The following is a 23,887-nucleotide window of genomic DNA, read 5'->3' as shown; positions in this document are numbered from 1 at the left end:
CCGATTGCGGAGAAATTATCAAGAGGTGATGAACGATGGACCGGGCCGGGGCACCCCCTCGTGCCCCGGTCCCGTCCGCCGCCGGGGCCGCTCAGAACAGCCCGTCGCCCAGCCCGAGCAGGCCGGAGTCGGTGCCGGCGGGCGCGCCGCCGTGGCCGCCGGTGATGCCACCGACCGCACCCGTGACGCCACCCAGCGTCCCGGAGACCGTGTCGTCCACGTGGTCGGTCACCCCCGACACGGCGCCGGGCACGTCGACCGGCGGCACCACGCCGCCCGCGCCGCCGGGCAGGCCCAGGCCACCCAGGGCGTCGTCGACGCCGATCGAGTCGACCAGCCCACCGACCTGACCGTGCACGCCGGGCAGGACGCCGCCGAGGTCCCCGTCGAGCAGGTCGGAGTCGTCCAGGCCCCCCGCGTCCGGCGCGCCCGGCAGGCCGTCGACCGCGCCGGTGACGCCCCCGACCACCGGGTCCACGGTCGCGTCGAGGCCCGGCACCACCCCGTCGTCGAGGGTGTGCGCCACGTCGCCGACCCCGGTCAGGTCGGTGTCGAGGCCGCCGCGGCCGACGCCCAACCCGACCCCCGGCAGCACGGTCACCCCGGCCGAGACCGTGGCCGGGTCCACGGCGATGGTGCCCAGCACCCCGGCCTTGACGTCCACCCCGGCCGAGGAACCGGTGACGCCGATCTGCTGCGCCACGTGCTGCAGCTGGCCCACCGCGTCGGTGGGGTCGGCCGGCAGCGGGTCGAGGCCGAACTGCGCCGCCGGGGCCAGCGAGGTGAGGCCCTGCACCGGCGCGTAGTCGACCACCAGCGGCACCACGTCCTGAACGTCGGCGGCGGTGATGTCCTGCAGCCCGGCCGCCTGCAACGCACCCTCCGGGTCCAGGTCGAAGGCCGACCGGGCATCGGGGTCGGTCAGCAGGTTGAGCACGAAGTCGTGCAGGGTCTGGTTCGGTTCCATGAGCCGCTTCTCCTCGGACGTGTCGCCGGCGTCGACAGGGCGTCGACAGTGACCGGCGTCGACGGACGTCGACCGTGACCGGTGACGCTACGGACGGAGTCGACGACGGGCATCGGGGAACGACCCGAAACCGCCCCCGCCGGATCGGGGCCCCACCCCCGCCGTCCGTTAGGGGGATGGGGGGAATCCGGCAGCCTGAAGTTAGGGTCCCGGTTCAGCTTCGATCTCTGGTACGAACGTATGAACCCACGGGGTCCGCCGGGCCGGGTCACCGCACGTCCCGACACCGTCGCCGCCGGTCGGCCAACTCCTGGTGAGGAAGAGACGATGCCGTACGTCCTGGGAATAGACATCGGGAACACCACGACCACCGCCAGCGTCGTCCGGCGACGGGGCATCGACTGGACGCACGCCGAGGCCGTCGCGCTGGACGCCGGGGCGACCACCGTCCCCTCCGCGCTGTGCCTGTCCGCCCACGGTGGCCTCACCGTCGGAGCGTCCACCTCCGACGGTGGCGGCCGGACCGTGCGCGGCTTCGTCCGCCGCGTCGGCGACGACGTGCCCGTGGTGCTCGGCGGCGAGGCGTACCCGGCGCAGACCCTGACGGCGATGCTGGCCGGCTGGGTGGTGGAGCAGGTACGCGCCACCGAGGGCGGCCCGGCCGAAGCCGTCGTGGTCAGCCACCCGGCGGGCTGGGGCCCGCACCGACGGGAGCTGCTGCGGCGCGCGCTGTGGGAGTTCGAGGTGCCCGGGGTGACGCTGCTGCCCTGCCCGGTGACGGTCGCCGAGGGGCACGCCGCGCGGGGGTTCGCCGGCGACCTCGCGGCCGTGTACGCGCTCGGCGGGGAGACCTTCGAGGGCGCGCTGGTCCGGCGGAACGACGACGGCACGTACGCGCCCCTCGGCCTGCCGCTGGGCCTTCCCGGCTGCGGCGGGGCGGAGTTCGTCGCGGAGCTGACCGACCACGTCCGGGCCGTGCTGGCGCGGGAGCTGTCCGCCCTCGACGGGCAGTGGGCCGACGCCGCGGCGCGGGAGCTGCCGTCGGCGTGCGAGCGGGCCGCCCACGAGCTGTCCGTCGCCCCGCAGGCCGACGTGGTGCTGGACCTGCCGACCGGGCCGGCGCGGGTGCCGGTGAGCCGCGCGGAGTTCGAGGAGATGATCCGACCCGCCGTACGGGGGACCGTCGATCTGCTGCTGCGGGCCGTCCACAGCGCCGGGCTGGAGCCGGCGCGCCTCGACGGCGTCCTGCTCGCCGGCGGCGCCACCCGGGTTCCGCTGGTCGCCGAGCTGCTCGGCGCGGCCCTGCCAGGCCCGGTGCAGGTCGCCCCCGATCCGCAGCTGGTCGCGGCGGCCGGGGCGGCGCTGGCCGCGCGCCAGGTGGTCGCGCCCCGGCCCCGCGTGCCGGCCACACGACCCGGGGCCGAGCCGGTGGGGGTCGCCGGGGTCCGGGTGGGCAGGGCGACGGCGGTCGCCCGGGTGCCGGCCGGAGGGCGCGGTCCCCGGCACGACGAGCACGGCGACGACGGGTTCCCGGGCACGCCACCGCCCCGGCCCCCGGTCCGGATCGCCCCACTGGAACTGCCGAGAGCGTCCCGCCTGGCGTCGCTGCGCCGGCGTGGCCGCGAGGGAAGCGTACGATGATCATGACTATCGAGCGCCCGCTGCTGCTCAGCCGGGAGCGGCGGTCCCTGCTCGACCGGCTCGCCGCCGACCCGGCCGTGCCGTTCGCGCTCGCCGTGACCGGCCCCGGCGGCCACGGCAAGACCGCCCTGCTCGGCGAGGTGGCGCGCCGCTGCCGGCAGGCCGGGCAGACCGTGCTGACCACGGTGCCGGCGGCCACCGAGCCGCCCGAGCCCGGCACCGTGCTGCTGGTCGACGACGCACACCTGCTCGACGACACGCGGCTCGGTGCGCTCCGCGCGCTGGTGGACACCGGTCGGCACCGGATCGTCGTGGGATACCGCCCCTGGCCACGGTGCGCGGCGCTGGTCGAGCTGGCCGACGCCCTGCGCCGGCACGCCGACCCGTTGCTGCTCGTCCCCTTCACCCCGGAGCAGACCGCCGCGCGGTGCGCCGCCGCACCGGAGGCGGCCCGCCTGGCCGACCACGTGCACGCGCAGACCGCCGGGGTGCCCCGGGACGTGGACCGGCTGGTACGCGCGCTGTCCGCCGCGCCGGGCTCGACCCTGTCGGCCGCGTCGGCTCTGCTTCCGTCGGCCGCGCCGGGGCCGGGCGGGGCGGCGTCGCCGGGCGAGCCGCCGCAGTCCGCCCTCGTGGAGTTCGGGCCGGACCTGGACCGGCTGACGCCGGACGCCCGGTGCCTGCTGCTCGCGCTCGCCGCCGGCGTGCCCCTGACGGTCGACCTTCTCGGCGCGCTGCTCGACCGGACGCCCGGCGCGGTGGCCGAACTCGTCGCCGCGACCCGGGCGGCGGGCCTGCTCACCGCCGACCACCGGATCACGCCGCTCGCCCGGCGGGCGGTCGTCGCCCTCAGCCCGCCCACCGACCGGACGGCGGTCTGGCACCGGCTCGTCGACCAGCGGCTCGGCCGGGGCGGCCCGGTCCTGCCGCTGGTCTCCGCGCTGCGGGCCGTCGGCGCTCTCGGCGACTGCCCCGCGCCCGCGCTGCGGGCGGCCGCCGAGGAGGCGCTGGCCGAACAGCCGGCGCTGGCGGCCGAACTGTTCGCCGCCGCCACCGCCGCCGGCTCGTCCGCCCCCGGCCGCCAGGCCGTCGCCGCGCTGCTCGCCGGCGACCTGGACACCGCCCTGCGGCTGGCGGACCGGCTGCTCGCCGGTGCCGCGCCGGACGACCGGGCCAAGGCGGCGGCCGTCGCCGCGACCGCCCTGGCGCACCGGGGACAGACCGGCCGCAGCGTGGAGCTGTACCAGTGGTCGGGCACGCCCGCGGCGGCGGCCTTCGCCGAGGTCGGGTCGCTCGCCACCGCGACGACGACCGGCGACGCCGGGCCGGTGGGCCCGGCCACCGGCGGTCCGCCGACGCTGGGCGCCGGCGCGGCCCGGCTGATGGCCGAGGGGGTCCGGGCCAGCATCGACGGCACGCCCACCACCGCCCTGTCCACCCTGGTGCAGGCGGCGGCCCTGCTGGAGCCGGACGGCCGCACCGTCCTCCTGCCCGACAGTCCCGCCGCGCTGGCCGCGCTGACCGGAGTGCACTGCGCGGAGCTGGACATCGCCGAGCGGGTGCTCGACCGGGCCACCGCCAGCGGGATCGGCGGTCCCCTGCTGGCCCGCCGCCACCTGCTGCTGCGGGCGTGGATCCTGATGCTGCGGGGACGCACGGCCGCCGCGGCCGACGCCGCCGCGGCGGCGACCGCCTCGGGTGGCCCGCTGGAGTCCCGCGACCTGCTCTTCGCCACGACCCTGGAGCTGGGGGTGGCCCGCCGCAACAGCGACCTGGGCGCGTTGCAGCGCGGTTGGGGGCACGCGCTGGACGCCGTGGTCCGGCACCCCGTCGACCTGTTCACCCTGCTGCCCCTCGGCGAGCTGGCGATCGCGGCGGCCCGGCTGGGCGAACTCGACCGGCTGGAACCGCACCTGCACCAGGCCCGGACGTTGCTGGGCCGGCTGGGCGACCCGCCGTTGTGGAGCGCGCCGCTGCACTGGAGCGGGCTGCACGCCGCGATCCTCGCCGACCGGCCCGGCGCGGCCGAGGAACACGTGGCGGCCCTGACCGCCGACGCGGACCACAGCCGGTACGCGGCGGTGGCCGCCACCGCCGCCGCGAGCTGGGTGGACGTCCTGCGGGGCACGGTCGACCCGGCCCGGGTCGAGGCCGCCGCCCGTGGCCTGTACGACGCGGGGTTCTGCTGGGACGCCGCCCGGCTCGCCGGGCAGGCCGCCATCCGCACGGCGGACCGGCGGGCGATGACCGCCCTGCTGGACTGTGCCCGGGTGTTCCAGGGTCGGCACGCGGGGGCGAAGAGCGGGCCCGCCGGCGGGAAGGGCGGGGCCAGGGGCGGGCAGCGTCCCCCGGGCGGGGCGGCCCCACCGGCCGCCGAGGTCGACGCCGTGCCCCGCAGTGAGCTGAGCGAACGCGAGCACGAGGTGGCCGAGCTTGTGCTGGCCGGGTTGACCTACCGCGAGATCGGCGACCGGTTGTTCATCTCCGCCAAGACCGTGGAGCACCACGTGGCCCGGATGCGGTCGCGACTGAACTGCGCCAACCGCACCGAACTGCTGGCCCTGCTGCGCACCCTCGTCGCGGAGCGGATGGCCGTCGCAGGCGGTGGGGCCTGGCGGGAACGGCCGACCAGATGACGACGACCTGCCCGGACGCACCACCCGGCACCGGTCCGGCAGCGGCCGGGGCGGCTGCCGCCACGCCGAGCGGCACCGCGCCGGTCGTCGACGGTCCGGCGGCGGCCACCCAGCCCACCGCCGGACCGGCCGCCCACGCCACCCGGCCCGCAGGCGCGGCGGCCGGGAGCGACGCGCTCATGCGGGCCCTGGACGCGCTGATCGACCGGGTGCCCGGGGCGCGCCTCGCCGTGCTGCTCTCGCCCGACGGGCTCCGGCTCGGCGCCTCCCGGGGCACCGACGCGGCGGTGGCCGAACAGGTCTCGGGCATGGTCGCCGGCCTGTGGGCGCTCGGCGCGGCCACGGCCCGGTTCTGCGCCGACGCCGAGCCACGACGGATCGTCACCCGGATGCCCGAGGCACTCCTGCACGTCACCGGCATCCGCACCGGCGTCGTCCTGGCCCTGCACACCTGCGAACAGTCCCGGGCGGCCGACATCGAGTTCGAGGTGGCGCGCTTCGTGACGGAGGCCGACCGGCACCTGCCCGCGCAGCCGCCCCCACCGCCCGACGCGCCCGCACCAGGGGCGACGCACCCGTCGCCCGGCGTCCCGCCCGGGTCGGGGCCGGTCGTCCGGGCCGGGACCACCGCGCCCGGCCGGATCCGGCCGGCCCTCCTCGCGGCGGCCGCCGCGCCGCCCGCCCCGGGCGCGGCCGGCGGGGCGACCGAGGCCGAGCAGCCCGACCTCGCCTCCCTGGTGCTGGCCCGGCCGGGGACGGGCCGGCTCCCCCGCCTCACCCCCGAGCAGGCGCGGATCGTCCGGCGGTGCCGGCGTCCGCTGTCGGTCGCCGAGATCGCCACCGACCTGGACCTGCCGGTGGGTGCCGTCCGCGTGCTGCTCGACGGGCTGCGCCGGGCGGGGCTGGTCGAGGTGCGGGACCTGCCGTCCCACGACGGGCGGCCCTCGCTGGAGCTGCTGGAGCGGCTGCTCTCCGCGCTGCGGGCGTGGTGAGGATCAGTCCCGCTGGGCCGAGGGCACGGCGCAGGCGGCCGTGCCGCCCGGCAGCCGGTGCCGGTTGCGGGCCACCCAGCGGTACGCGGGCCAGGCCGCCGCGCGGGCGGGCGGGAAGCGCAGCCCCGCCCCGGCGACCCGCCACAGGGGCCCGCTGTCGCCGAGCAGCCGCGCGATCGCGTCCGGCCCGGCGGCCCGGGAGCCGTCCGCGCCGACCCACTGCACGGCCTCGGTGCACTCGGCCTCCGTCAGGCCCAGCGCGTCGAGGTCCGCGAACTGCCAGGGCAGCACCCGCGCCCGGGTGGGGATGCGGCGCTCGATGAACTCCGCGCACTTCGTGCAGAACGCGCAGTCGCCGTCGTAGACGAAGGTCGACCTCTCCATGCCCCCATCCTCCCCCGGCGCCCGTCCCGCCGTGCGCCGGTGTCCGGCACGTCACTTGCACTTCGTTCGTACGCGTGTTCGAATGGGGTCCATGCGCTGGGACAACCTCTCCGCTCCCCCGGACGAGGCCGGTTCCGAGCGGGCAGCGCCGGCGGCTCCACCCCTGCCGCTGGCGCTGCCCGGCGCGGTCACCCGCACCTTCGACACGCCCGGCTTCGCGGGATGACCTCCACTCGGGGCCGCTCGCATGCCTGCGTCCACCGCCTCCCGGGAGACCGGCGCGGCCTGCTCCGAGCCGGGCGCCGGGCTAGAGTCGCGGGATGCGCAGCGCCCAGCAGATCCTCGCCGACTCCGCCGTGATCGCCGTCGTGGGCGCGTCCCGCGACCCCGGCAAGGCCGCGCACCGGGTGCCGGCACAGATGCAGCGGTACGGCTGGCGCATCATCCCGGTCAACCCGACGGTCGACGAGCTGTTCGGCGAGCGGGCGTACGCGTCGCTGGCCGACATCCCGCACCCGGTGGACCTGGTGGACGTGTTCCGCCCGGCCCGCGACGCCGTCGGGGTGGTCCGCGAGGCGGTGGCGATCGGCGCGCCCGCGGTCTGGTTGCAGCTCGGGATCGTCTCGCCGGAGGCGCGGCGGATCGCCGAGGAGGCCGGCGTCGACTACGTCGAGGACCGCTGCCTGATCATCGAGCGGGCCGCCGCCGACCTGACGCGCCTCGGCTAGCCGGCGGTTCGCAGGGGCCCTTCCGTGCGCCGTCAGAGCTTGTAGTCGCGCAGGAGGCCGCGGGAGATGATGGTCTTCTGGATCTCCGAGGTGCCCTCGCCGATGAGCAGGAACGGGGCCTCCCGCATCAGCCGCTCGATCTCGTATTCCTTGGAGTAGCCGTAGCCGCCGTGGATGCGGAACGCCTCCTGGACGACCTCGGCGCAGTATTCGGAGGCGAGCAGCTTGGCCATCCCGGCCTCGACGTCGTTGCGCTGGCCGGCGTCCTTGAGCCGGGCGGCGTTGACCATGAGGGCGTGCGCGGCCTCGATCTTCGTGCCCATCTCGGCGAGCTTGAACGCGATCGCCTGGTGCTTCGCGAGCGGCTGGCCGAAGGTCCTGCGCTGCTGGGCGTACGCGACGGCCAACTCGAACGCGCGGATGGAGATGCCGCAGGCGCGGGCGGCGACGTTGACGCGGCCGACCTCGATGCCGTCCATCATCTGGTAGAAGCCCCGGCCGACCTGCCCCTCGCCGCCGAGCACGGCGGAGGCGGGGACGGCGACGCCGTCGAGCACCATCTCGGTGGTCTCGACGCCCTTGTAGCCCATCTTGTCGATCCTGCCGGGGATGGTGAGGCCGGGCGCGGTCTCGCCGAAGCCGGGCTCCTTCTCCAGCAGGAAGGTGCTCATGTTGCCGTAGACCGAGTCGGCCCCGGTGTCGGTCTTGACCAGCGTGGCGACCACCGAGGAGTACGCGCCGTTGGTCAGCCACATCTTCTGGCCATTCAGGACGTAGGTGTCGCCGTCGCGGACCGCCTTGGACCTGATCGCCGAGACGTCCGAGCCGCACTCGGGCTCCGACATGGAGAACGCGCCGCGCACCTCGCCGGTGGCCATCTTCGGCAGCAGCCGGGCCCGCTGCTCGGCGGAGCCGTGCTGCGAGATCAGGTACGCCACGATGAAATGCGTGTTGACGATGCCGGAGATCGACATCCAGCCCCGGGACAGCTCCTCGACCACCAGGGCGTAGGTCAGCAGGGACTCGCCCAGGCCGCCGTACTCCTCGGCGACGGTGAGGCCGAACAGCCCCATCTCGCGCATCCCGTCGAGGATGTCGGTGGGGTACTCGTCGGCGTGCTCCAGCCGCTGCGCGTGCGGGATGATCTCCCGGTCGGCGAACTCGCGGACGGTCTCCAGGATCGACCGCTGCACGTCGGTCAGGCCGGGCGTCTGGGCGAGTCTGGCCATCTCAGCCTCCGGGGATCACTCATCGACGCGTTACTCGTGGGTAACTGAACGCCCGGTAAGTATCGACCCGCCGGGCCGGCGAGGCCAAGGCGACCAGTCCACCCAAGCGCTGTGAAAAGGTTCACCGCTGCGGGTAGCGTCCGCAATGGGCCAGGTCACGACGGGTAGCGGGAGGTGCCGGATGAGTTATCCACCGCGCGAGCCGGACGAACCGCCATCCCCGTACGAGCCGCCGCCCGGCCAGTACGAGCCGCCGCCGCCCGGCCAGTACGGCGGCCCGCCCCCGGGCTACGGGCAGTACGGCCCGCCGGGGCAGGGCCAGTACGGCCCGCCTCCCGGTCAGGGACGGGGCACCAACGTCCTCGCCGTGCTGTCGCTGGTCTTCGCGTTCGTCTTCGCGCCCGCCGGCATCGTGCTCGGCCACGTGGCCAAGCGGCAGATCCGGCGCACCGGCGAGGACGGCGACCAGCTCGCCACGTGGGGCCTGATCCTCAGCTACGTCTTCACCGTGATCGGCCTGATCGCCTGCTGCGGCTGGATCGGGCTGGCCTTCTGGGGCGGCTCCATGGACGGCAGCTCCTACAACTGAGCCCGGACGCGGTCAGCGGAACTGCGCCTCCCGGACGCTGTTGCCGCCGTCGACCACCAGCATCTGCCCCGTGATGTACGACGCGGCCGGCGAGCAGAGGAAGGCGATCGCGGCGGCCACCTCGTCCGGGGTGCCGGGGCGGCCCACCGGCGTGCCGAGGCCCTGCCGGATCTCCGCCACCGTGGACGCGGCGGTGTGGATGGTGCCGGGGGCCACCGAGTTCACCGTCACCCCGTCGGCGATCATCTCCATCGCCAGCGCCCGGGTCAGCCCCACCACGCCCGCCTTCGCCGCCGCGTACGCCGCCTCGGTGGGCAGGGCGTTCACCGGACCGGCCGTGGCCGCCAGGTTGACGATCCGCCCCCAGCCGCGCTCGGCCATCCCACCGATGAACGCCCGACTGCACAGGAACGCCGTAGTCAGGTTCCGGTCGATCTCGCCGCGCCACTCGTCGTAGCTGAGCTGGGCCACCGGGCGCAGCACCTCCGGGCTGGCCCGGCTCGCCAGGCCGGCGTTGTTGACCAGCACCTCGACGTCGCCGAGCTGCTCGGCCACCGCGTCGGCGAGCGCGCCGACCTCCGACTCGTCGGTGAGATCGGCGACGAACCCGGTCACCCCCAGCTCGCCGGCCCGCTCGTGGATGCGCCGGGTGGTGGAGACGATGGCCACCCGGGCCCCCAGATCCGCCAGGCGGCGGGCGGTGGCGTACCCGATGCCGTCGGGGCTGCCGGCACCCGTGACCAGGGCGACCCGGCCGTCGAGCCGCATGGTGACCGGCTCCGGCAGCGCCACCGGGGCGTCCTCGTCGGCCGGGCCGGCCCCGCTGGTGGGGCGGCTGCGCCGGGCCATGCCCGGGCGGCTCACGTCCCGTCGTGGTCGGCTGCCGGAGCGGTCCGCGGCGCGCGCGTCGATTGCCATGCCGCGATCCTGCCGGTTCGCCCTGCTCCGGGCAACGCGGCACCCGGTGACGGACGCCGCGTTTTGGGTGGTCCTGGCTACCCTGACCGCGCACCCTCGACGAGACGCGGAGAGAACCCATGACCTACCCCCCACCGGCTGACGGTCCGAGCGACCCCTGGTCCCAGCCGTCCACGCCGCCGGTCGACCCGACGCTGCCGACGAGCGGGCAGCCGACCGGCGGCGACCCGTACGCGCCGGCCGACCCGTACGCGGGGATGAAGATGGAGCAGGCCGCGCCGGTCGCCGACCCCTACGCCGCGCCCGGCTACGCCCCGGCCGGCTACCCGGCGGCGGGCTACCCGGGGTACGGGTACCCGCCGCCGCCGAGGACCAACGGGATGGCGATCGCGGCGCTGGTGCTCGCCCTCGTCGGCATCGGCTCCTGCATCACCGCGCCGATCGGCGCGATCCTCGGGCACGTGGCCCGCAAGCAGATCCGCGAGACGGGCGAGGGCGGCGAGGGAATGGCGAAGGCGGCCATCATCGTCGGCTGGATCCTGACCGGCCTGCTGGTGCTGGCGATCCTCTTCTACGTGGTGCTGATCGTCATCGCCATCAGCACGGGCGATTCCGGCAGCGGCGACTACAACTACTGACCGGCCCGGTGCCGCCCCGACCGGGGCGGCACCGCAGCCCGCCGGTTCTCAGCTCACGGGGTGTCGGGTCACTCGGCGGGCGGCGTGAAGCGCGACGTGCGGGTCATGCCGGCCGCCCGGCCCTTGGCGGCGATCACGAGGGCCATCTTGCGGGACGCCTCGTCGATCATCTCGTCGCCGAGCATGACCGCGCCGAGCCGGCCGCCGGCCTCCGAGGTGTAGTGCTCGTACGCGTCGAGGATCAGCTCGGCGTGGTCGTAGTCGGCCTGGGCCGGCGAGTAGACCTCGTTGGCGGCGTCGATCTGGCCGGGGTGCAGCACCCACTTGCCGTCGAAGCCCAGGGCGGCCGAGCGCTTCGCCACCTCGCGGAACGCGTCGGTGTCCCGGATCTGCAGGAACGGGCCGTCGATGGCCTGCAGGTCGTGCATCCGGGCGGCCATCAGGATGCGCATCAGGATGTAGTGGTAGGGGTCGCCCGGGTAGTCCGGCATGAGCCCGCCGACCACCAGCGACCTCATGTTGATCGAGGCCATGAAGTCGGCCGGGCCGAAGATGATCGTCTCGACGCGGGGCGAGGCGGCGGCGATGGCGTCGATGTTGACCAGCCCGGCCGCGTTCTCGATCTGCGCCTCGATGCCGATCCGGCCGACCGGCAGGCCGAGGGTCTTCTCCAGCTGGGTGAGCGTCAGGTCCAACCACTGCACCTGGGCGGCGTCCTGCACCTTGGGCAGCATGACGCAGTCCAGGTGCGCGCCGGCCCCCTCCACGACGTCGATCACGTCCCGGTACGTCCACGGGGTGGTCAGGTCGTTGACCCGGACCACCCGGGTCTTGCCGGCCCAGTCGCCCTCGTTGAGGGCGGCCACGATGTTCTTGCGCGCGTCCGGCTTGGCCAGCGGGGCGACGGCGTCCTCCAGGTCGAGGAAGACCTGGTCGGCGGGGAGGCCCTGGGCCTTGCCGAGCATCTTGACGCTGGAGCCCGGCACGGCGAGGCAGGACCGGCGGGGACGACCGGCGGCGGTCATGGGGCCTCCTTCCGGCGCGGCGGGCGGGCCGACGCCACCTGTTCGGCAAGCGGATTACTGAACGATCACAAAGGTGCTTGTGACGCCACGGTAACCTCGTGCCGTGACTGGGGTGAATGGGCCTGTGGAGGATCTCACGGGGCGACGGACCGTGGTGGTGACGGGCGCCAGCTCCGGCATCGGCCTCGCCGCCGCGGTGGAGCTGGCCCGCCGGGGCGACCGGGTGGTGCTGGTCGGGCGGGACCCGGCCCGGCTCCAGGCCGCGGGCGAGCGGGTGCGGGAGGCCAGCGGCGAGCGGCCCGAGCTGTTCCGGGCCGACTACGCGGTCCTCGACGACGTGCGGGGGCTCGCCGAGCGGCTGCGCGCCGCGTACGACCGGATCGACGTGCTGGCCAACAACGCCGGCGCGATCGTGCTGCGCCCGGCGACCACGGTCGACGGGTTCGAGCTGTCCATGCAGGCCAACCACCTCGCGCCGTTCCTGCTCAGCACCCTGCTGCGGGACCGGGTGGGCCGGCTGGTGGTGACCGCCTCCGGCGCGCACCGCAGCGGCGTCCTCGACCCTGACGACCTCAACGCCGCCCTGCGCGGCTACCGCTCGATGCGCGCGTACGGCACCAGCAAGCAGGCGAACATCCTGTTCACCGGCGAGGCGGCCCGACGCTGGCCGGAAATCCCGGCGTACTGCTTCCACCCGGGCGTGGTGCGGACCCGGTTCGGCGCGGACAGCCGGCTGGTCGCCCTCGGCATGCGGATCATGCCGTTCCGCAGCCCGGAGAAGGGCGCGGAGACCCTGGTCTGGCTGGCCAACCAGGATCCTGCCCGGCTGGTCGACGGCGGCTACTACGCCGACCGTCGACCCCGCCGACCGCTGCGCAAGGCCACCGACCCGCAGCTCGCCGCCCGGCTCTGGGAAGCCAGCGCGAAGGCGGTCGGCATCGAGCCGTGACGGCGTCCGGCCCGGTCCGGCCGGCTGACCACCGGGCGTCCGGGTAACGGTCAGGGCAGCCGGGCACGTCGGTGGCGCAGCAGCAGGCGGCGCAGCGCCCACGCCGGGGCGGCCACGACCAGCGCCCCGAGCAGCCCCAGCGCGATCAGCCACGGCGGCAGCGTGCCGAAGTCTGGCGGTCCGGCCGGGCGGACCCCGCCGTCGAGCGCGACGTCGGCGGCGGTCCAGGCAACCGTGGCCAAAGCACTAGCCGCCGAGCGCGGCCGCCGCGAGGGCCGTTCCCTCGATGCGGGCTTTGATCTTGGCGAAGGCGGTGTCGCGGGAGGTGGACACATCGTCACCGAACGGCGAGAAGCCACAGTCGTCGCAGGTGCCCAGGCGGTCGGTGCCCAGGTAGCGGGCCGCGAGCAGTACCCGGTCGCATACCTGCTCGGGTGTTTCGACGATGGGGTTGATCGGGTCGGTGACGCCGACGAAGATCCGCTGACTAGGTCGTGCGTGATCGGCGACGATCTCCAGCACCCGTTCGGGGTCGGGTTCGCTGGCGAGCTGAATGTAAAATGTGCCGACAGGTAGCTGGAGCAGGCTCGGCAGCAGGTCGGCGTAGTCGATGTCGGCGCTGTGCGTCGAATCCTGATCGCCACCCGGACAGGTATGCACCCCGATCCTGGCCCGTTCGGCCTCGCTGAAACGGTCAAGTACGGCGTTGTTGAGTTCGATGAACGACCTGAGCACACCGCCTGACGGGTCAAGTTTGAGCGACAGCCGTCCCTCCGTGAAATCGACCTGCACTGAGGCCGCGCCGGCATCGAGCGCTCCCCGGATGTCGGCTTCTGCCTCGTCCATCAGGTCGGCGAGAAATTCCTCCCGGGAGTATCCGGCGATACCGCCGGTCGGATACAGCAGGCTCAGCGCCGAGGGAGCAATGACAGCCTGCTTCACCTGGCTGGTCGTCAACGCCCGAGCCGCGGTCACGTACGTCGCGGAGCGGACTCCGTACCGGAAGGGTCCGGCTGTGAGGCGTGGAAGCTGTCGGGTGTGTCCATCGGCGAACGGGATGACCGCACCATCGGGGGCAAGCATGGTCAAGCCCTGCAATGGGTAGGTGGCGAAGCTTGGCTTGGTCTGCTCACCATCCGTGATCACCGAGGAGCCGGTCGCCTCGAAACGAGAGATTGTGTCGCGAAGGGCGGCGTCGCAGAGATCCTGAAGTTGCTCTGGTCCGATGCGACCGGCGGCATGGTCGTCCAGCCCGGCAAGGAGCGATGCGGGACGGGGGATGCTGCCGATTGGTTCGGAGGGAATCACCATGTAGGTAACGTAATAAGAATACTGTTACCGATCAATGGCAGCAGGCGACCGCCGTGTGAAGAGCGTCGATGACCCCAGGTCGGTGCGCAGGTGGGTGTTGAGCCCGGGCGCGGTCCTGGTCAGTCGCCCTTCTCACCGGTTCAGACGCCGGGCGGGGCGTGCGAGGAGGGGGGCATCAGGCCGGTCAGCCGATCGCGGGGTCGGGCAGCGTACGCCGGTCAGCTCGGCCGCGTCGCGCGGGCCCCGCCGGGCGGGATGGCGTCGGCCAAGCTCGGGGCGGGGACGGTGCGGCGGCCGGCGCGGGACCCGCCGAGCACCACCACCGTGACGCCGGCCAGGATCAACGCGAGCCCTGGCAGCGCGCCGACCCGGGGCAGCTGGCCGAGCCAGGCCCAGGCGATCAGGGCCGCCCCGGGCGCCTCCAGCAGGATCAGCATGCTGACCGTGGTCGCGGAGACCCGCCGCAGCGCGTAGTTGAACATCGAGTGGCCGAGCAGCTGCGCCCCGGCCACCAGGCCGAGGATCGCCAGCCAGGTGCCGGTGTCGTAGCCGCCCAGCGGCACGCCGCCGACCAGGCAGACGACCAGCAGGATCAGCGCGCACACCCCGTAGCAGATGGTGGTGTAGGTGGTGGTGCTGACGGTGACCCGGGCCCGTTCCCCGAGGGCGGTGTAGACCGCCGCGAACAGGCCGCCGGCCACCGCGAGCAGGTCACCGGCGAACGCCCGGCCGGAGACGGCGAAGTCGGCCCCGGAGGCGAGCACCGCCCCGGCGACCGCCACCGCGATGCCCACCCAGACGGCCGGCGGTAGCCGCCGGCCCTGGCCCCGGGCGATCAGCCCCTGCCAGGCCGGCTGGGTGGCGACCAGGGCGACGGCGGCGGCGACCGAGGTGAGCTGGACGCTCGGCATCCAGGTGGCGAAGTGGGCGGCCAGCGCCACCCCCGACAGCACGCACAACCAGCCCTCGCGCCGGCCGGCAACCGCCGGTGCGCGCCCGTCGCGGCCCGTGCCCACCGGCCCGTCGCGGCCCGTGCCCGACCGCGCCAGCGCCCGGAACTCCGCCCGCCGCCGGGCCAGCGCGAACGGGCCCAGCACCCCGACGGCGAGCAGGTTGCGCCAGAAGGCGATCGCCAGGGCGGGCGCGGCGGCGAAGGCGACCAGCGGCGCGGACGACGAGACCGCGAGGACGGCCAGGGCGAGGACCCCGCCGGTCAGCGGGCCCACCGGGCGGTGGTGGTGAGGGACGGGCACGGGAAGCAATCCTTACACGAGCATCGCGCCGACCACCCGCCACCACAGAACGTCAGCGTTCGATTACGATCGTCGCATTCCGCCGGCGACCCTCCCCCTCGACGTCCGGAGGCACTCCCCCATGCCCGTTTTTCGTGCGGTGCTGTTCGACTTCTTCGGCACGCTCACCCGTTGCGTGCAACGCGGTGCGGCCCACCGGTCCACCGCCGAGCTGCTCGGCTGCCCGGTCGACGCGCTCGTCGACGTGCTCGACCGCAGCTACTACCAGCGGGCCAGCGGGCGGTTCGGCGACGCCGTGGCGACCCTGCGCTGGGTGTGCGCGCAGGCGGGCGTACACCCGCCGGAGAGCGCGCTGCGCGCGGCCGTCGCCTCCCGGCAGCGGGCGGTCCGCGCGGACACCCGGCTGCGCGACGAGGCGGTGCCCGTGCTGACGGCGCTGCGCGCGGCGGGCGTACGCACCGGCCTGGTCAGCGACTGCACCCACGAGCTGCCGGAGTTCCTGCCGCAGCTGGCCGTGGCCCCGCTGCTCGACGTGCGGGTCTTCTCGGTGCAGCTCGGCCGCTGCAAGCCCGACCCGGCGCTCTACCTGTCGGCGTGCGGCCCGCTCGGGCTGTCCCCGGGCGACTGCCTGTACGTCGGCGACGGCGGCAGCCAGGAGCTCACCGGCGCGCGGCGGGCCGGCATGACGGCGGTGCGGCTGACCGCCCCGGACCTCGCCGAGCACATGGTCTTCAACGCCGAGCCGGCCTGGGACGGGCCGGAGCTGGGCTCGCTGAGCGACGTCCTCGATCTGGTGGACCCGGTCGCCGTGCCGGCCTGACCCGACCTGCGGCGGGCCGGTCAGCGGCGGCGGACGCGGTGCAGCCGGAACGGTCGGCGGGTGGCCCGGACCACCGGGGTCGCCCGGGGCGGCTCCGCCAGCGAGGCGTCCGGCAACCGGTCGCCGGCGGCCGGTTCGCCGGCCGGGGTGAGCCGGACCAGGGCGCAGCCGTCGGCGGCCCACCGCTGCACCAGGTCGGCCGCGGAACCGGGGGCGTTGAGCCGCTTGGCGGCGACCGCCGGGGCCAGGGCCGTCCACTCCTCGGTGCCCGGGGCCAGCCGGGTCACCCGGGCCGGCCAGGTGACGATCCGGCCGCCGTGGTCGCCGCGCAGCGTCACCTGCGCCTCGGCCGCCTCCGCGAGCCCGGGCGCGGCCTGCTCGCCGGGGCCGCTCACGACCAGGAGCGACCCCTCCGACGGTACGCACCACAGCGCCCGCGCCGGCCCGCCCGCGACGCCCACCCAGGCGACGGCGGCCTTCTTCACCGCCTCGTCGACCAGGGCCGTGCCGAGCCGCCCGTCCACCTCGTCAGTCACCCCGGCATCCTCCCGCATGCCCACCGGCCCGCGCGAGCGTACGGCGACGCCCGGACCTTCCCTGCGCCCCGGCGGGGCGGCTCAGCCGACGAAGGGCGGGACGGCGATCTCGCCGCGCGCCACCGGCATCACGTCGCCGCGCACCGTCGCGCCGACCGCCGCACCGCCGGCCGCGGTGACCGTGCACGCCAGCAGGGACGGGCGGCGCAGCTCGGCGCCCTGCCGGACGGTGTAGGAGGAGCGCCCCTCGCCGGGGAGCAGCCCGCTGGCGACCAGCCACACGCCGAGCCCGAGGGCGGCCGAGCCGGTCGCCGGGTCCTCCGGCACGCCGTGCCCGGGGACGAAGACCCGGGCGTGCGCGGTTTGCGAGTCGGCGTCCCAGGAGAAGACGCTGATGTGTTCGAGGCCGTACCGCTGCGCCGCCGCCGGGTCGACCCGGGCGCGGGCCACCGCGTCCGGCCGCACCGGCAGGTACGGGAACTCCAGCCCGCACCCGGCGACCCGGGGCGGTGGGCCGGCATGGTCGGCGGCGGTGAGGCCGGCCATCTCCAGCAGCGGCTCCAGGTCCAGCTCGGGCCCGAGCGTCGGCACGCCGCCGGTCAGCGTCGCGCCGTGCGCGGTGACCTCGATCGGCAGCACCCCGGCCCCGCACTCCTGGGTGATCTGCCCCACGCCGAACAGGCCCCGGCGACTCGCGGTCACCGCCGCGCCGACGCTGGGATGGCCGGCGAACGGCAGCTCGTCGGTGGGAGTGAAGATCCGCGCCCGGTAGGTGGCCCCGACCTGGGTCGGCGGCAGCACGAACACCGTCTCGGACAGGTTGAACTCCAACGCGAGCGACTGCATCTGTTCGGTGGCCAGCCCCTCGGCGCCGAACACGACGGCAAGCGGGTTGCCGGCGAACGGGCGGTCGGTGAAGACGTCCACGATCTCGTAGGCCAAGGTCGACATGTTGATAAACAGTAGGCGCTTAGGCTGGTGCCCGTGAGCACGCCGAACCGGGTCTACATCGCCCGACTCGCCGGAGTCGCCGTCTTCGACCCGAACGGCGACCAGGTGGGTCGGGTGCGCGACGCGGTGGCCCGGCTCCGGCCCACCCAGCGCCCGCCGGAGGTGGTGGGTCTGGTCGCCGAGATGCCGATGCGCCGGCGGATCTTCCTGTCCATCAACCGGATCACCACCATCGACGCCGATGCGGTGGTGCTCGGCAGCGGCACGCTCAACCTGCGCCGGTTCGAGAAGCGCCCCAACGAGCTGCTGGTGCTCCAGGAGCTGCTGGACCGGCGCGTGCAGCTCGACCCGGGCGGCCAGCCCGGGTCGGTGGTCGACGTGGCCATGGAGTGCAGCCGGGGCGGCGAGTGGTCGCTGGCCCGCGTCGCCGTCCGCGAGCACACCGGTCGGCTCACCCGCCGCGGCCACCTGCACCAGGTCGAGTGGGACCGGGTGCGCGGCCTCAGCGGCATCGGCGAGAACCGGGGTACGGCGAACCTGCTCGCCGTCCTGGAGGACATGCGCCCGGCCGACCTGGCCAACGCCCTGCAGGATCTGCCGGACACCCGGCGCAACGAGGTGGCGGCGGCACTGGACGACGAGCGGCTGGCCGACGTGCTCAGCGAGCTGCCCGAGCACGACCAGGTGGAGATCCTCGCCGCGCTGGACCGGGAGCGGGCCGCTGACGTGCTGGAGGAGATGGACCCGGACGACGCCGCCGACCTGCTCAACGAGCTTCCCCCGACCGAGCAGGACGTGCTGCTGGACCTGATGGAGCCCGGCGAGGCCGACCCGGTCCGTCAGCTGCTGAAATACTCGTCGGGCACGGCGGGCAGCGTGATGACCTCCGAGCCGGTGATCCTCCCGCCGGACGCCACGGTCGCCGAGGCGCTGGCCCGGATCCGGGAGGAGCAGCTCTCCCCGGCCGTGGCCGCGCAGGTCTTCGTGACCCGTGCGCCGCTGACCACCCCGACCGGCCGCTACCTGGGCATGGTGCACTTCCAGCGGCTGCTGCGGGAGCCACCGGCCGACCTGCTCGGCGGGGTGGTGGTCAACGACATCGACCCGCTGCGCCCGGCCACCCCGCTGCCGGAGATCACCCGCCGGATGGCCACGTACGATCTGGTCGCCATGCCGGTGGTGGACCGCAACAACCGGCTCGTCGGCGCGGTGACCGTCGACGACGTGCTGGACCACTCGCTGCCGCGCGACTGGCGGGACCGGGACGCCCCGACCGCCCCCGCGCCCGTGCACGAGGTGCTGGACGGCGCCGATGAGTGAGCAGCGGCGGGCGGAGCGGCTTGACCAGCCGCGCGAGCCCCGGGGCGTGAAGCTGCCCCGGTTCGACCCGGAGGCGTTCGGCCGGTGGTCCGAGGGGATCGCCCGGGGCATGGGCACGGCGAACTTCATCGTCTACATGACGGTGGTGATCGCCGCCTGGTTCGGCTGGAACACCCTGGCCCCGGCGGACCTGCGCTTCGACCCGTACACCTTCACGTTCCTGACCCTGGTGCTCTCCCTCCAGGCGTCCTACGCGGCGCCGCTGATCCTGCTCGCGCAGAACCGGCAGACGGACCGGGACCGGGTGGCGCTGGAGGAGGACCGGCGGCGCGCGACCATGCAGAAGGCGGACACCGAATACCTGGCCCGGGAGGTCGCGGCGCTGCGGATCGCGCTGGGCGAGGTGGCGACGCGGGACTTCCTCCGCTCGGAGCTGGCCCGGCTGGCCGAGGAGCTGGACGAGGCCGCCCAGCGCCGGCAGAAGCTGGAGCGCCGGCAGCAGGAGCGCCCGCCGCCGCGCGGGGGTGGGGCGCACCTCGACGAGCCCCTCGACGAGCTGGACGGCGACTTCGCCCGGGGCGGCCGGCCGGAGGGGTCGGCCGGCGGGCGCTGACCAGCCTGCCGGGCATGGTGACCAGGGCTGGTGGGCGCGCTGACCAGGCCGGGTGGGCCATCGATTCGCTCACACCGGGGCCCGCCGACGGCCGGCACCTATCGCCCCCGACGTAGCATTGCGGGCATGTCAGCACCCGTCAGCACCGTCGAGGACGCCGTCCAGGCCTCCCTGGCCACCGTCGACGACCCGGAGATCCGCCGGCCCATCACCGACCTCGGCATGGTCCGCTCCGCCCAGATCGGCGACGACGGCGTGGTCCGGGTCGAGCTGCTGCTCACCGTGGCCGGCTGCCCGTTGAAGGACAAGCTGCGCGCCGACATCACCGCCGCCGTGGGCGCGGTGCCCGGGGTGACCGGGGTGGAGATCGAGTTCGGGGTGATGAGCCCCGAGCAGCGCCAGGGCCTCCAGGCGAAGCTGCGCGGCGGTTCCGCCACCGAGGAGCCGGTGATCCCGTTCGCCCAGCCCGGCTCCCGCACCCGCGTGTACGCGGTCGCCAGCGGCAAGGGCGGCGTCGGCAAGTCCAGCGTCACGGTGAACCTGGCCGCCGCGCTGGCCGCCCGGGGCCTCAACGTGGGCGTGGTCGACGCGGACATCTACGGCCACTCGGTGCCCCGGATGCTCGGCGCGGACGGTCGCCCGACCCGGGTGGAGGACCTGATCATGCCGCCGCAGGCGCACGGCGTGAAGGTGATCTCGATCGGCATGTTCACCTCGGGCAACGCGGCCGTGGTGTGGCGCGGCCCGATGCTGCACCGGGCGTTGCAGCAGTTCCTCGCCGACGTCTACTGGGGCGACCTGGACGTGCTCCTGCTCGACCTGCCCCCGGGCACCGGCGACGTGGCCATCTCGCTGGCCCAGCTGCTGCCGAACGCCGAGATCCTGGTGGTCACCACGCCGCAGGCCGCCGCCGCCGAGGTGGCCGAGCGGGCCGGCGCGATCGCCCTCCAGACGCACCAGCGGGTGGTCGGCGTGATCGAGAACATGTCGTGGCTGGAGCTGCCGGACGGCTCCCGGATGGAGGTCTTCGGCTCCGGCGGCGGCACGACCGTGGCCGAGTCGCTGACCCGGACGATCGGGGCGCAGGTGCCGCTGCTCGGGCAGATCCCGCTGGACACCCGGGTCCGGGAGGCCGGCGACGCCGGCAACCCGATCGTGCTGGCCGAGCCGGATTCGCCGGCTGCGAAGGCCCTCGGTCAGGTCGCCGACCGGCTCGCGGTGCGGCGGGAGTCGCTGCTCGGTAAGCCCCTCGGCCTGAAGCCGGCGGGCCGCTGACGGCGGGCCGCTGGCCGCTGATGGCCCGCCGTTTCCGCCGGTGGCGATGGCCACCCGGCGGGCCGGCCCCTCGGCGCTCCCGGCGGGATGACTCGTCTCGCCGCATAGGGAGCTGAGTCGAATACGACATCAGCCGATCTCACCGGGACAGCGTGGGTCGACCGGCGGAACGCCGGCACGATCCTCCTGATCACCCGGTCCCGGCGGCAGGGCGGTGATGTCGTATCTGACTCAGCTCCCTATGCGCCGACCTGTGCATCGGCCGCCACGCGGGCCGGAGGCCGGGGGCGGGGTTCCGACCGGGAGGCGCGCCCCACCAGCGACGAAGGCGCGGGGTCAGGTGGCGTCGTCGTAGCTGGCCGTGCGGGGGGCCGGGGCCGTGCCGCCGGAGGTGGCCGTGACCGCGCCGCCCGGGGCCGTCGACTTCAGGTCGACCGCCTTGGCCACGTCCTTCAGGTCGTCGTGCACGGCGGTGACGTCCGCGCGGAGGCTGTCGTAGACGCCCTGCAGCGGCTTCCGGATCGCCTGCTCGTCCTCCTCGCTCAGCAGGTGCTTGCGGATGAACGCCTTCGGGTGCAGGTCCTCCAGCTGGATGTCGGTGCCCAGCTCACGGCTCAGGTCGCCGGTCGCGTTGCGGGCCATGGCGCGCAGGTTACGGACCATGCGCAGCCCGTCGCTGATCACGTTGGGCAGCCGGTCACCGAAGATCAGCAGCGCCAGGAGCAGCAGCGCGGCGATCTCCCACCAGTTGAGGTTCTCGAACACTGCTGGGCCTCCTCGTGGGCATCAGGCCAAGCGTACGCAGGTGAAGGCTCCTCGGGGAGGGGCCGGTGGGTCTCACTTGACGTCCGCGGCAAGCGTCACCGAGGCGTTCTGCCGGCTCGAACCGCGCCGGTACTCCACGGTCACCACGGACCCCGGCGCGAACTTGCGTACCAGGGCGATCAGGTCGGTCGGGTCGGTCATCGGGCGGCCGGCGAGCCGCAGGATCACGTCCCCCGCCCGCAGCCCGGCCCCGGCCGCCGGGCCCGACGGCTCCACCGACGCCAGGCGTACGCCGCCGGTGCCGCCGCTGGCCGCGCCGGTGCCGCCGACCTGGGCGCCGATCACCGTACGGCGGGCCTTGCCGGTGCCGATGATGTCCTGGGTGACCCGCTTCGCCTGGTTGATCGGGATGGCAAAGGCGAGCCCGATGTTGCCGGCCTCCTGCCCGTCGGCCACCAGCGACTTGATCGTCGAGTTCACCCCGATCACCCGGCCGGCCGAGTCCACCAGCGGGCCGCCGGAGTTGCCGTGGTTGACCGCGGCGTCGGTCTGGATGGCCGCGTAGTAGCGGGTCGGCCCGCCCGGGTCGCCCGCCTGCATCGTCCGGTCCAGGGCGCTCACGATGCCGGCGGTCACCGTGTTGGCCAGGGACAGCGGCGAGCCGATGGCCAGCACCGGGTCGCCGACGGCGAGGGCGTCGGAGTCACCGAACTCCACCGGCCGCAGGTTTGTGGCGGAGGCCACCTTGATCACCGCGATGTCGGACTCCGGGTCCTGGCCGACGACGCTGGCGGCGGCGGTGCTGCCGTCGTTGAACACCACCGACGCCTTGCCGGTGCCCCCGGCGACGACGTGGTCGTTGGTGATCACGTAGCCGTCGGCGCTGACGATGAAGCCGGAACCCTCGCTCGTCCCGCCCAGGCTGGCCACCCGGACGGTGACCACGCTGGGCAGGACGCGTTGGGCTACCCCGGCCAGCGACTCCGGCTTGCGCTGGGCCAGCGCCGGGGCCTCGGCGGAACCGGCACCGAGCACCGGGCCGCCCGCCGCGCCGCCGCGCACCGCGAAGGCGTACCCCAGGGCACCGCCGAGGGTCCCGGCGAGCAGCGCGGTGATCAGCGGGATGAGCAGCAGTTGGCGCAGCGTCGGCCGGCCCGGCGCGTCCGGGTCGACGACCGGCTCCGGCTCCGCGGCACCGTCGACGGGGCCGGGCACCACCACCGCCGCCGGGGCGTACGGGTCGCGCCACGGGTCGGCGAGCGCGTCGGACCACCAGGGCGAGGTCGCGGAACCCTGGTGGACGCCGTCGGGCGCCGTCGGCGGCCCGGCCGGCGGCGCACCGGCCCCCGGCGGTGCCGCCGGAGTCGGAGCTTCCCCGGGCTGGCGCCAGTCCCAGCCGTCGGTCACGTCGGTGCCTCCCAGTCGTCCCCGGCCCCCTCGCCCCGGGCCGGCAGGGCTGGCCGGTCCGACGACGGGGATACCGCATCCAGGATTACACGAATGCCGCGAGTGCAGTCAGCGGTTGCGGTGCGTGACCGCCCGGTGGGAACCGCCCGATCGGGCACGTTCCACCGTGATCGTCGGGCACCGGACTCGCGGCTGCGCCCGTTCGCCCCCGCCTCTAGGCTCATACCCGCCAACCCGCCCCCGACGGAGGTGTCCCATCGCCACGGCCGCCAGTTCCGGCAGCTCGACGACCCCGGCGTCGCAGTTCGCCGAGTCGTACGTCACCGAGGACCTCGTGCTGCGGACCGCTCGCAGCCTCGCCCGCGAGGTGGGCCTCGACGCGGTGACCCCGGGCACGGGGGCGGCCCTGCGGCTGCTCGCCGCCGCCGGGAGCGCGCGGGCGGTGGTCGAGATCGGCACCGGCACCGGCGTGAGCGGCGTGTGGTTGCTGCGGGGAATGCGCGCCGACGGCGTCCTCACCACCATCGACGTCGAGGTGGAGCACCAGCGGATCGCCCGTCGGATCTTCGCCGAGGCGGGCTTCCCCTCCGGGCGCACCCGCATCATCACCGGGCGGGCGCTGGAGGTGCTGCCCCGGCTCGCCGACGGCGCGTACGACATGGTCTTCGTCGACACCGAGGCCACCAACTTCAGCTCCTGCGTGGCCGCGGCGCTGCGGCTGCTGCGCCGCGGCGGGGTGCTCGCCCTGCACGGCACGCTGGCCGACGGCCGGATCGGCGACCCGGCGGCCCGGGACGTGGAGACGGTGACCACCCGGGAGACGATCAAGGCGCTCCGGGAGTCCGAGGACTGGACGCCGGCGCTGCTCCCGGTCGGTCACGGCCTGCTCGCCGCCGTGAAGTGCTGAGTCACGCCGCCCGCCGCGCGAAGCCCTGAGCCG

General features: G+C 74.9%; 25 protein-coding genes. 13 read left to right on the top strand and 12 right to left on the bottom strand.

Annotation, left to right across the window (positions count from 1 at the left end):
• Positions 1 to 91: 91 nt before the first annotated feature.
• Positions 92 to 967: an IniB N-terminal domain-containing protein gene (locus TK50_RS32020; protein ID WP_052503629.1), complete on the bottom strand. Its 876-nt coding sequence runs from the start codon at positions 965 to 967 to the stop codon at positions 92 to 94.
• 327 nt (positions 968 to 1,294) lie between these two features.
• On the opposite strand from TK50_RS32020, the gene TK50_RS05505 reads away from it, so the two are divergent.
• The 3 genes from TK50_RS05505 to TK50_RS35375 are packed head-to-tail and all read left to right on the top strand — an operon-like array spanning position 1,295 to position 6,236.
• The gene (locus TK50_RS05505) at positions 1,295 to 2,608 is read left to right on the top strand and encodes an Hsp70 family protein (protein ID WP_043961749.1); all 1,314 of its coding nucleotides are present in this window, start codon (positions 1,295 to 1,297) and stop codon (positions 2,606 to 2,608) included.
• A 2-nt stretch (positions 2,609 to 2,610) separates the two neighbouring features.
• Complete coding sequence (locus TK50_RS35380; RefSeq protein ID WP_043961748.1) at positions 2,611 to 5,244, top strand: helix-turn-helix transcriptional regulator; 2,634 nt, start codon at positions 2,611 to 2,613, stop codon at positions 5,242 to 5,244.
• Complete coding sequence (locus TK50_RS35375) at positions 5,241 to 6,236, top strand: DUF742 domain-containing protein (RefSeq protein WP_052503628.1); 996 nt, start codon at positions 5,241 to 5,243, stop codon at positions 6,234 to 6,236. The genes TK50_RS35380 and TK50_RS35375 overlap by 4 nt, the downstream gene beginning before the upstream one ends.
• Before the next feature lie 3 nt (positions 6,237 to 6,239).
• On the opposite strand, the gene TK50_RS05485 is transcribed toward TK50_RS35375, so the two are convergent.
• A complete protein-coding gene (locus tag TK50_RS05485) occupies positions 6,240 to 6,620 on the bottom strand; it encodes a thiol-disulfide oxidoreductase DCC family protein (RefSeq protein ID WP_043961747.1) in 381 nt (126 codons plus the stop codon).
• Between the two features lie 91 nt (positions 6,621 to 6,711).
• On the opposite strand from TK50_RS05485, the gene TK50_RS35370 reads away from it, so the two are divergent.
• Positions 6,712 to 6,846 (top strand): hypothetical protein, encoded by a 135-nt coding sequence (locus tag TK50_RS35370; protein WP_255700264.1) that lies wholly within the window; start codon positions 6,712 to 6,714, stop codon positions 6,844 to 6,846.
• 94 nt (positions 6,847 to 6,940) lie between these two features.
• Complete coding sequence (locus TK50_RS05480) at positions 6,941 to 7,348, top strand: CoA-binding protein (protein ID WP_043961746.1); 408 nt, start codon at positions 6,941 to 6,943, stop codon at positions 7,346 to 7,348.
• 32 nt (positions 7,349 to 7,380) lie between these two features.
• On the opposite strand, the gene TK50_RS05475 is transcribed toward TK50_RS05480, so the two are convergent.
• Positions 7,381 to 8,577: an acyl-CoA dehydrogenase family protein gene (locus tag TK50_RS05475; protein WP_043961745.1), complete on the bottom strand. Its 1,197-nt coding sequence runs from the start codon at positions 8,575 to 8,577 to the stop codon at positions 7,381 to 7,383.
• A 181-nt stretch (positions 8,578 to 8,758) separates the two neighbouring features.
• Here TK50_RS05475 and TK50_RS05470 point away from each other — a divergent pair, with 181 nt between their 5' ends.
• The gene (locus tag TK50_RS05470; RefSeq protein WP_043961744.1) at positions 8,759 to 9,166 is read left to right on the top strand and encodes a DUF4190 domain-containing protein; all 408 of its coding nucleotides are present in this window, start codon (positions 8,759 to 8,761) and stop codon (positions 9,164 to 9,166) included.
• 12 nt (positions 9,167 to 9,178) lie between these two features.
• On the opposite strand, the gene TK50_RS05465 is transcribed toward TK50_RS05470, so the two are convergent.
• Positions 9,179 to 10,015 (bottom strand): SDR family NAD(P)-dependent oxidoreductase, encoded by an 837-nt coding sequence (locus tag TK50_RS05465; RefSeq protein WP_374199730.1) that lies wholly within the window; start codon positions 10,013 to 10,015, stop codon positions 9,179 to 9,181.
• A gap of 188 nt (positions 10,016 to 10,203) precedes the next feature.
• Here TK50_RS05465 and TK50_RS05460 point away from each other — a divergent pair, with 188 nt between their 5' ends.
• Entirely contained in the window at positions 10,204 to 10,722 is a 519-nt protein-coding gene (locus TK50_RS05460) for a DUF4190 domain-containing protein (RefSeq protein WP_043961742.1), read from the top strand.
• A 68-nt stretch (positions 10,723 to 10,790) separates the two neighbouring features.
• Here the strand turns inward: TK50_RS05460 and TK50_RS05455 are convergent, their stop codons facing one another.
• Positions 10,791 to 11,747, bottom strand: a complete 957-nt coding sequence (locus TK50_RS05455) for an HpcH/HpaI aldolase/citrate lyase family protein (RefSeq protein WP_043961741.1) — start codon at positions 11,745 to 11,747, stop codon at positions 10,791 to 10,793.
• A gap of 124 nt (positions 11,748 to 11,871) precedes the next feature.
• Here TK50_RS05455 and TK50_RS05450 point away from each other — a divergent pair, with 124 nt between their 5' ends.
• On the top strand, positions 11,872 to 12,696 hold the full coding sequence (locus TK50_RS05450; protein ID WP_082106189.1) for an SDR family NAD(P)-dependent oxidoreductase: 825 nt from the start codon (positions 11,872 to 11,874) through the stop codon (positions 12,694 to 12,696).
• 50 nt (positions 12,697 to 12,746) lie between these two features.
• Here TK50_RS05450 and TK50_RS05445 read toward each other — a convergent pair whose 3' ends face one another.
• The 3 genes from TK50_RS05445 to TK50_RS05435 form a co-directional block, all read right to left on the bottom strand.
• Positions 12,747 to 12,938 carry a hypothetical protein gene (locus TK50_RS05445; RefSeq protein ID WP_043961739.1) on the bottom strand — a complete coding sequence of 64 codons (192 nt, stop codon included), beginning with the start codon at positions 12,936 to 12,938 and terminating at the stop codon, positions 12,747 to 12,749.
• Positions 12,939 to 12,942: 4 nt separating this feature from the next.
• On the bottom strand, positions 12,943 to 14,007 hold the full coding sequence (locus TK50_RS05440) for a cobalamin-independent methionine synthase II family protein (RefSeq protein ID WP_043961738.1): 1,065 nt from the start codon (positions 14,005 to 14,007) through the stop codon (positions 12,943 to 12,945).
• A gap of 218 nt (positions 14,008 to 14,225) precedes the next feature.
• Positions 14,226 to 15,260 (bottom strand): DMT family transporter, encoded by a 1,035-nt coding sequence (locus tag TK50_RS05435; RefSeq protein ID WP_043961737.1) that lies wholly within the window; start codon positions 15,258 to 15,260, stop codon positions 14,226 to 14,228.
• Between the two features lie 121 nt (positions 15,261 to 15,381).
• Here TK50_RS05435 and TK50_RS05430 point away from each other — a divergent pair, with 121 nt between their 5' ends.
• Positions 15,382 to 16,080: an HAD family hydrolase gene (locus TK50_RS05430; protein ID WP_043961735.1), complete on the top strand. Its 699-nt coding sequence runs from the start codon at positions 15,382 to 15,384 to the stop codon at positions 16,078 to 16,080.
• 20 nt (positions 16,081 to 16,100) lie between these two features.
• Here TK50_RS05430 and TK50_RS05425 read toward each other — a convergent pair whose 3' ends face one another.
• The gene (locus TK50_RS05425; protein WP_144420167.1) at positions 16,101 to 16,634 is read right to left on the bottom strand and encodes a hypothetical protein; all 534 of its coding nucleotides are present in this window, start codon (positions 16,632 to 16,634) and stop codon (positions 16,101 to 16,103) included.
• A gap of 63 nt (positions 16,635 to 16,697) precedes the next feature.
• Positions 16,698 to 17,567 carry a PhzF family phenazine biosynthesis protein gene (locus tag TK50_RS05420; protein ID WP_043961733.1) on the bottom strand — a complete coding sequence of 290 codons (870 nt, stop codon included), beginning with the start codon at positions 17,565 to 17,567 and terminating at the stop codon, positions 16,698 to 16,700.
• 33 nt (positions 17,568 to 17,600) lie between these two features.
• Here TK50_RS05420 and TK50_RS05415 point away from each other — a divergent pair, with 33 nt between their 5' ends.
• The 3 genes from TK50_RS05415 to TK50_RS05405 all read left to right on the top strand — a co-directional run bounded on the left by TK50_RS05415 (position 17,601) and on the right by TK50_RS05405 (position 20,775).
• Positions 17,601 to 18,887: a magnesium transporter MgtE N-terminal domain-containing protein gene (locus TK50_RS05415; protein WP_043963906.1), complete on the top strand. Its 1,287-nt coding sequence runs from the start codon at positions 17,601 to 17,603 to the stop codon at positions 18,885 to 18,887.
• Positions 18,880 to 19,500 carry a DUF1003 domain-containing protein gene (locus TK50_RS05410; protein ID WP_043961732.1) on the top strand — a complete coding sequence of 207 codons (621 nt, stop codon included), beginning with the start codon at positions 18,880 to 18,882 and terminating at the stop codon, positions 19,498 to 19,500. Before TK50_RS05415 ends, TK50_RS05410 begins: the two co-directional genes overlap by 8 nt.
• Before the next feature lie 126 nt (positions 19,501 to 19,626).
• Positions 19,627 to 20,775 (top strand): Mrp/NBP35 family ATP-binding protein, encoded by a 1,149-nt coding sequence (locus tag TK50_RS05405; RefSeq protein WP_043961731.1) that lies wholly within the window; start codon positions 19,627 to 19,629, stop codon positions 20,773 to 20,775.
• Positions 20,776 to 21,111: 336 nt separating this feature from the next.
• Here TK50_RS05405 and TK50_RS05400 read toward each other — a convergent pair whose 3' ends face one another.
• On the bottom strand, positions 21,112 to 21,540 hold the full coding sequence (locus TK50_RS05400) for a twin-arginine translocase TatA/TatE family subunit (RefSeq protein ID WP_043961730.1): 429 nt from the start codon (positions 21,538 to 21,540) through the stop codon (positions 21,112 to 21,114).
• A 72-nt stretch (positions 21,541 to 21,612) separates the two neighbouring features.
• The gene (locus TK50_RS05395) at positions 21,613 to 22,947 is read right to left on the bottom strand and encodes a S1C family serine protease (protein ID WP_043961729.1); all 1,335 of its coding nucleotides are present in this window, start codon (positions 22,945 to 22,947) and stop codon (positions 21,613 to 21,615) included.
• A 256-nt stretch (positions 22,948 to 23,203) separates the two neighbouring features.
• Here TK50_RS05395 and TK50_RS05390 point away from each other — a divergent pair, with 256 nt between their 5' ends.
• On the top strand, positions 23,204 to 23,854 hold the full coding sequence (locus TK50_RS05390) for an O-methyltransferase (RefSeq protein ID WP_255378719.1): 651 nt from the start codon (positions 23,204 to 23,206) through the stop codon (positions 23,852 to 23,854).
• Positions 23,855 to 23,887 lie beyond the last annotated feature (33 nt).

Source organism: Micromonospora haikouensis (assembly GCF_000876225.1).
In the GTDB taxonomy this organism is placed as follows: domain Bacteria; phylum Actinomycetota; class Actinomycetes; order Mycobacteriales; family Micromonosporaceae; genus Micromonospora; species Micromonospora haikouensis.
Note: the sequence above shows the minus strand (reverse complement) of the source record. Positions and strands in the feature narration are given on the sequence as shown.

What these genes read in the sequence shown, in the direction of transcription:
- TK50_RS32020 (WP_052503629.1), bottom strand. Translation starts at nt 967, where the DNA reads ATGGAACCGAACCAGACCCTGCACGACTTCGTGCTCAACCTGCTGACC.
- TK50_RS05505 (WP_043961749.1), top strand. Translation starts at nt 1,295, where the DNA reads ATGCCGTACGTCCTGGGAATAGACATCGGGAACACCACGACCACCGCC.
- TK50_RS35380 (WP_043961748.1), top strand. Translation starts at nt 2,611, where the DNA reads ATGACTATCGAGCGCCCGCTGCTGCTCAGCCGGGAGCGGCGGTCCCTG.
- TK50_RS35375 (WP_052503628.1), top strand. Translation starts at nt 5,241, where the DNA reads ATGACGACGACCTGCCCGGACGCACCACCCGGCACCGGTCCGGCAGCG.
- TK50_RS05485 (WP_043961747.1), bottom strand. Translation starts at nt 6,620, where the DNA reads ATGGAGAGGTCGACCTTCGTCTACGACGGCGACTGCGCGTTCTGCACG.
- TK50_RS35370 (WP_255700264.1), top strand. Translation starts at nt 6,712, where the DNA reads ATGCGCTGGGACAACCTCTCCGCTCCCCCGGACGAGGCCGGTTCCGAG.
- TK50_RS05480 (WP_043961746.1), top strand. Translation starts at nt 6,941, where the DNA reads ATGCGCAGCGCCCAGCAGATCCTCGCCGACTCCGCCGTGATCGCCGTC.
- TK50_RS05475 (WP_043961745.1), bottom strand. Translation starts at nt 8,577, where the DNA reads ATGGCCAGACTCGCCCAGACGCCCGGCCTGACCGACGTGCAGCGGTCG.
- TK50_RS05470 (WP_043961744.1), top strand. Translation starts at nt 8,759, where the DNA reads ATGAGTTATCCACCGCGCGAGCCGGACGAACCGCCATCCCCGTACGAG.
- TK50_RS05465 (WP_374199730.1), bottom strand. Translation starts at nt 10,015, where the DNA reads ATGGCCCGGCGCAGCCGCCCCACCAGCGGGGCCGGCCCGGCCGACGAG.
- TK50_RS05460 (WP_043961742.1), top strand. Translation starts at nt 10,204, where the DNA reads ATGACCTACCCCCCACCGGCTGACGGTCCGAGCGACCCCTGGTCCCAG.
- TK50_RS05455 (WP_043961741.1), bottom strand. Translation starts at nt 11,747, where the DNA reads ATGACCGCCGCCGGTCGTCCCCGCCGGTCCTGCCTCGCCGTGCCGGGC.
- TK50_RS05440 (WP_043961738.1), bottom strand. Translation starts at nt 14,007, where the DNA reads ATGGTGATTCCCTCCGAACCAATCGGCAGCATCCCCCGTCCCGCATCG.
- TK50_RS05430 (WP_043961735.1), top strand. Translation starts at nt 15,382, where the DNA reads ATGCCCGTTTTTCGTGCGGTGCTGTTCGACTTCTTCGGCACGCTCACC.
- TK50_RS05425 (WP_144420167.1), bottom strand. Translation starts at nt 16,634, where the DNA reads ATGCGGGAGGATGCCGGGGTGACTGACGAGGTGGACGGGCGGCTCGGC.
- TK50_RS05420 (WP_043961733.1), bottom strand. Translation starts at nt 17,567, where the DNA reads ATGTCGACCTTGGCCTACGAGATCGTGGACGTCTTCACCGACCGCCCG.
- TK50_RS05410 (WP_043961732.1), top strand. Translation starts at nt 18,880, where the DNA reads ATGAGTGAGCAGCGGCGGGCGGAGCGGCTTGACCAGCCGCGCGAGCCC.
- TK50_RS05405 (WP_043961731.1), top strand. Translation starts at nt 19,627, where the DNA reads ATGTCAGCACCCGTCAGCACCGTCGAGGACGCCGTCCAGGCCTCCCTG.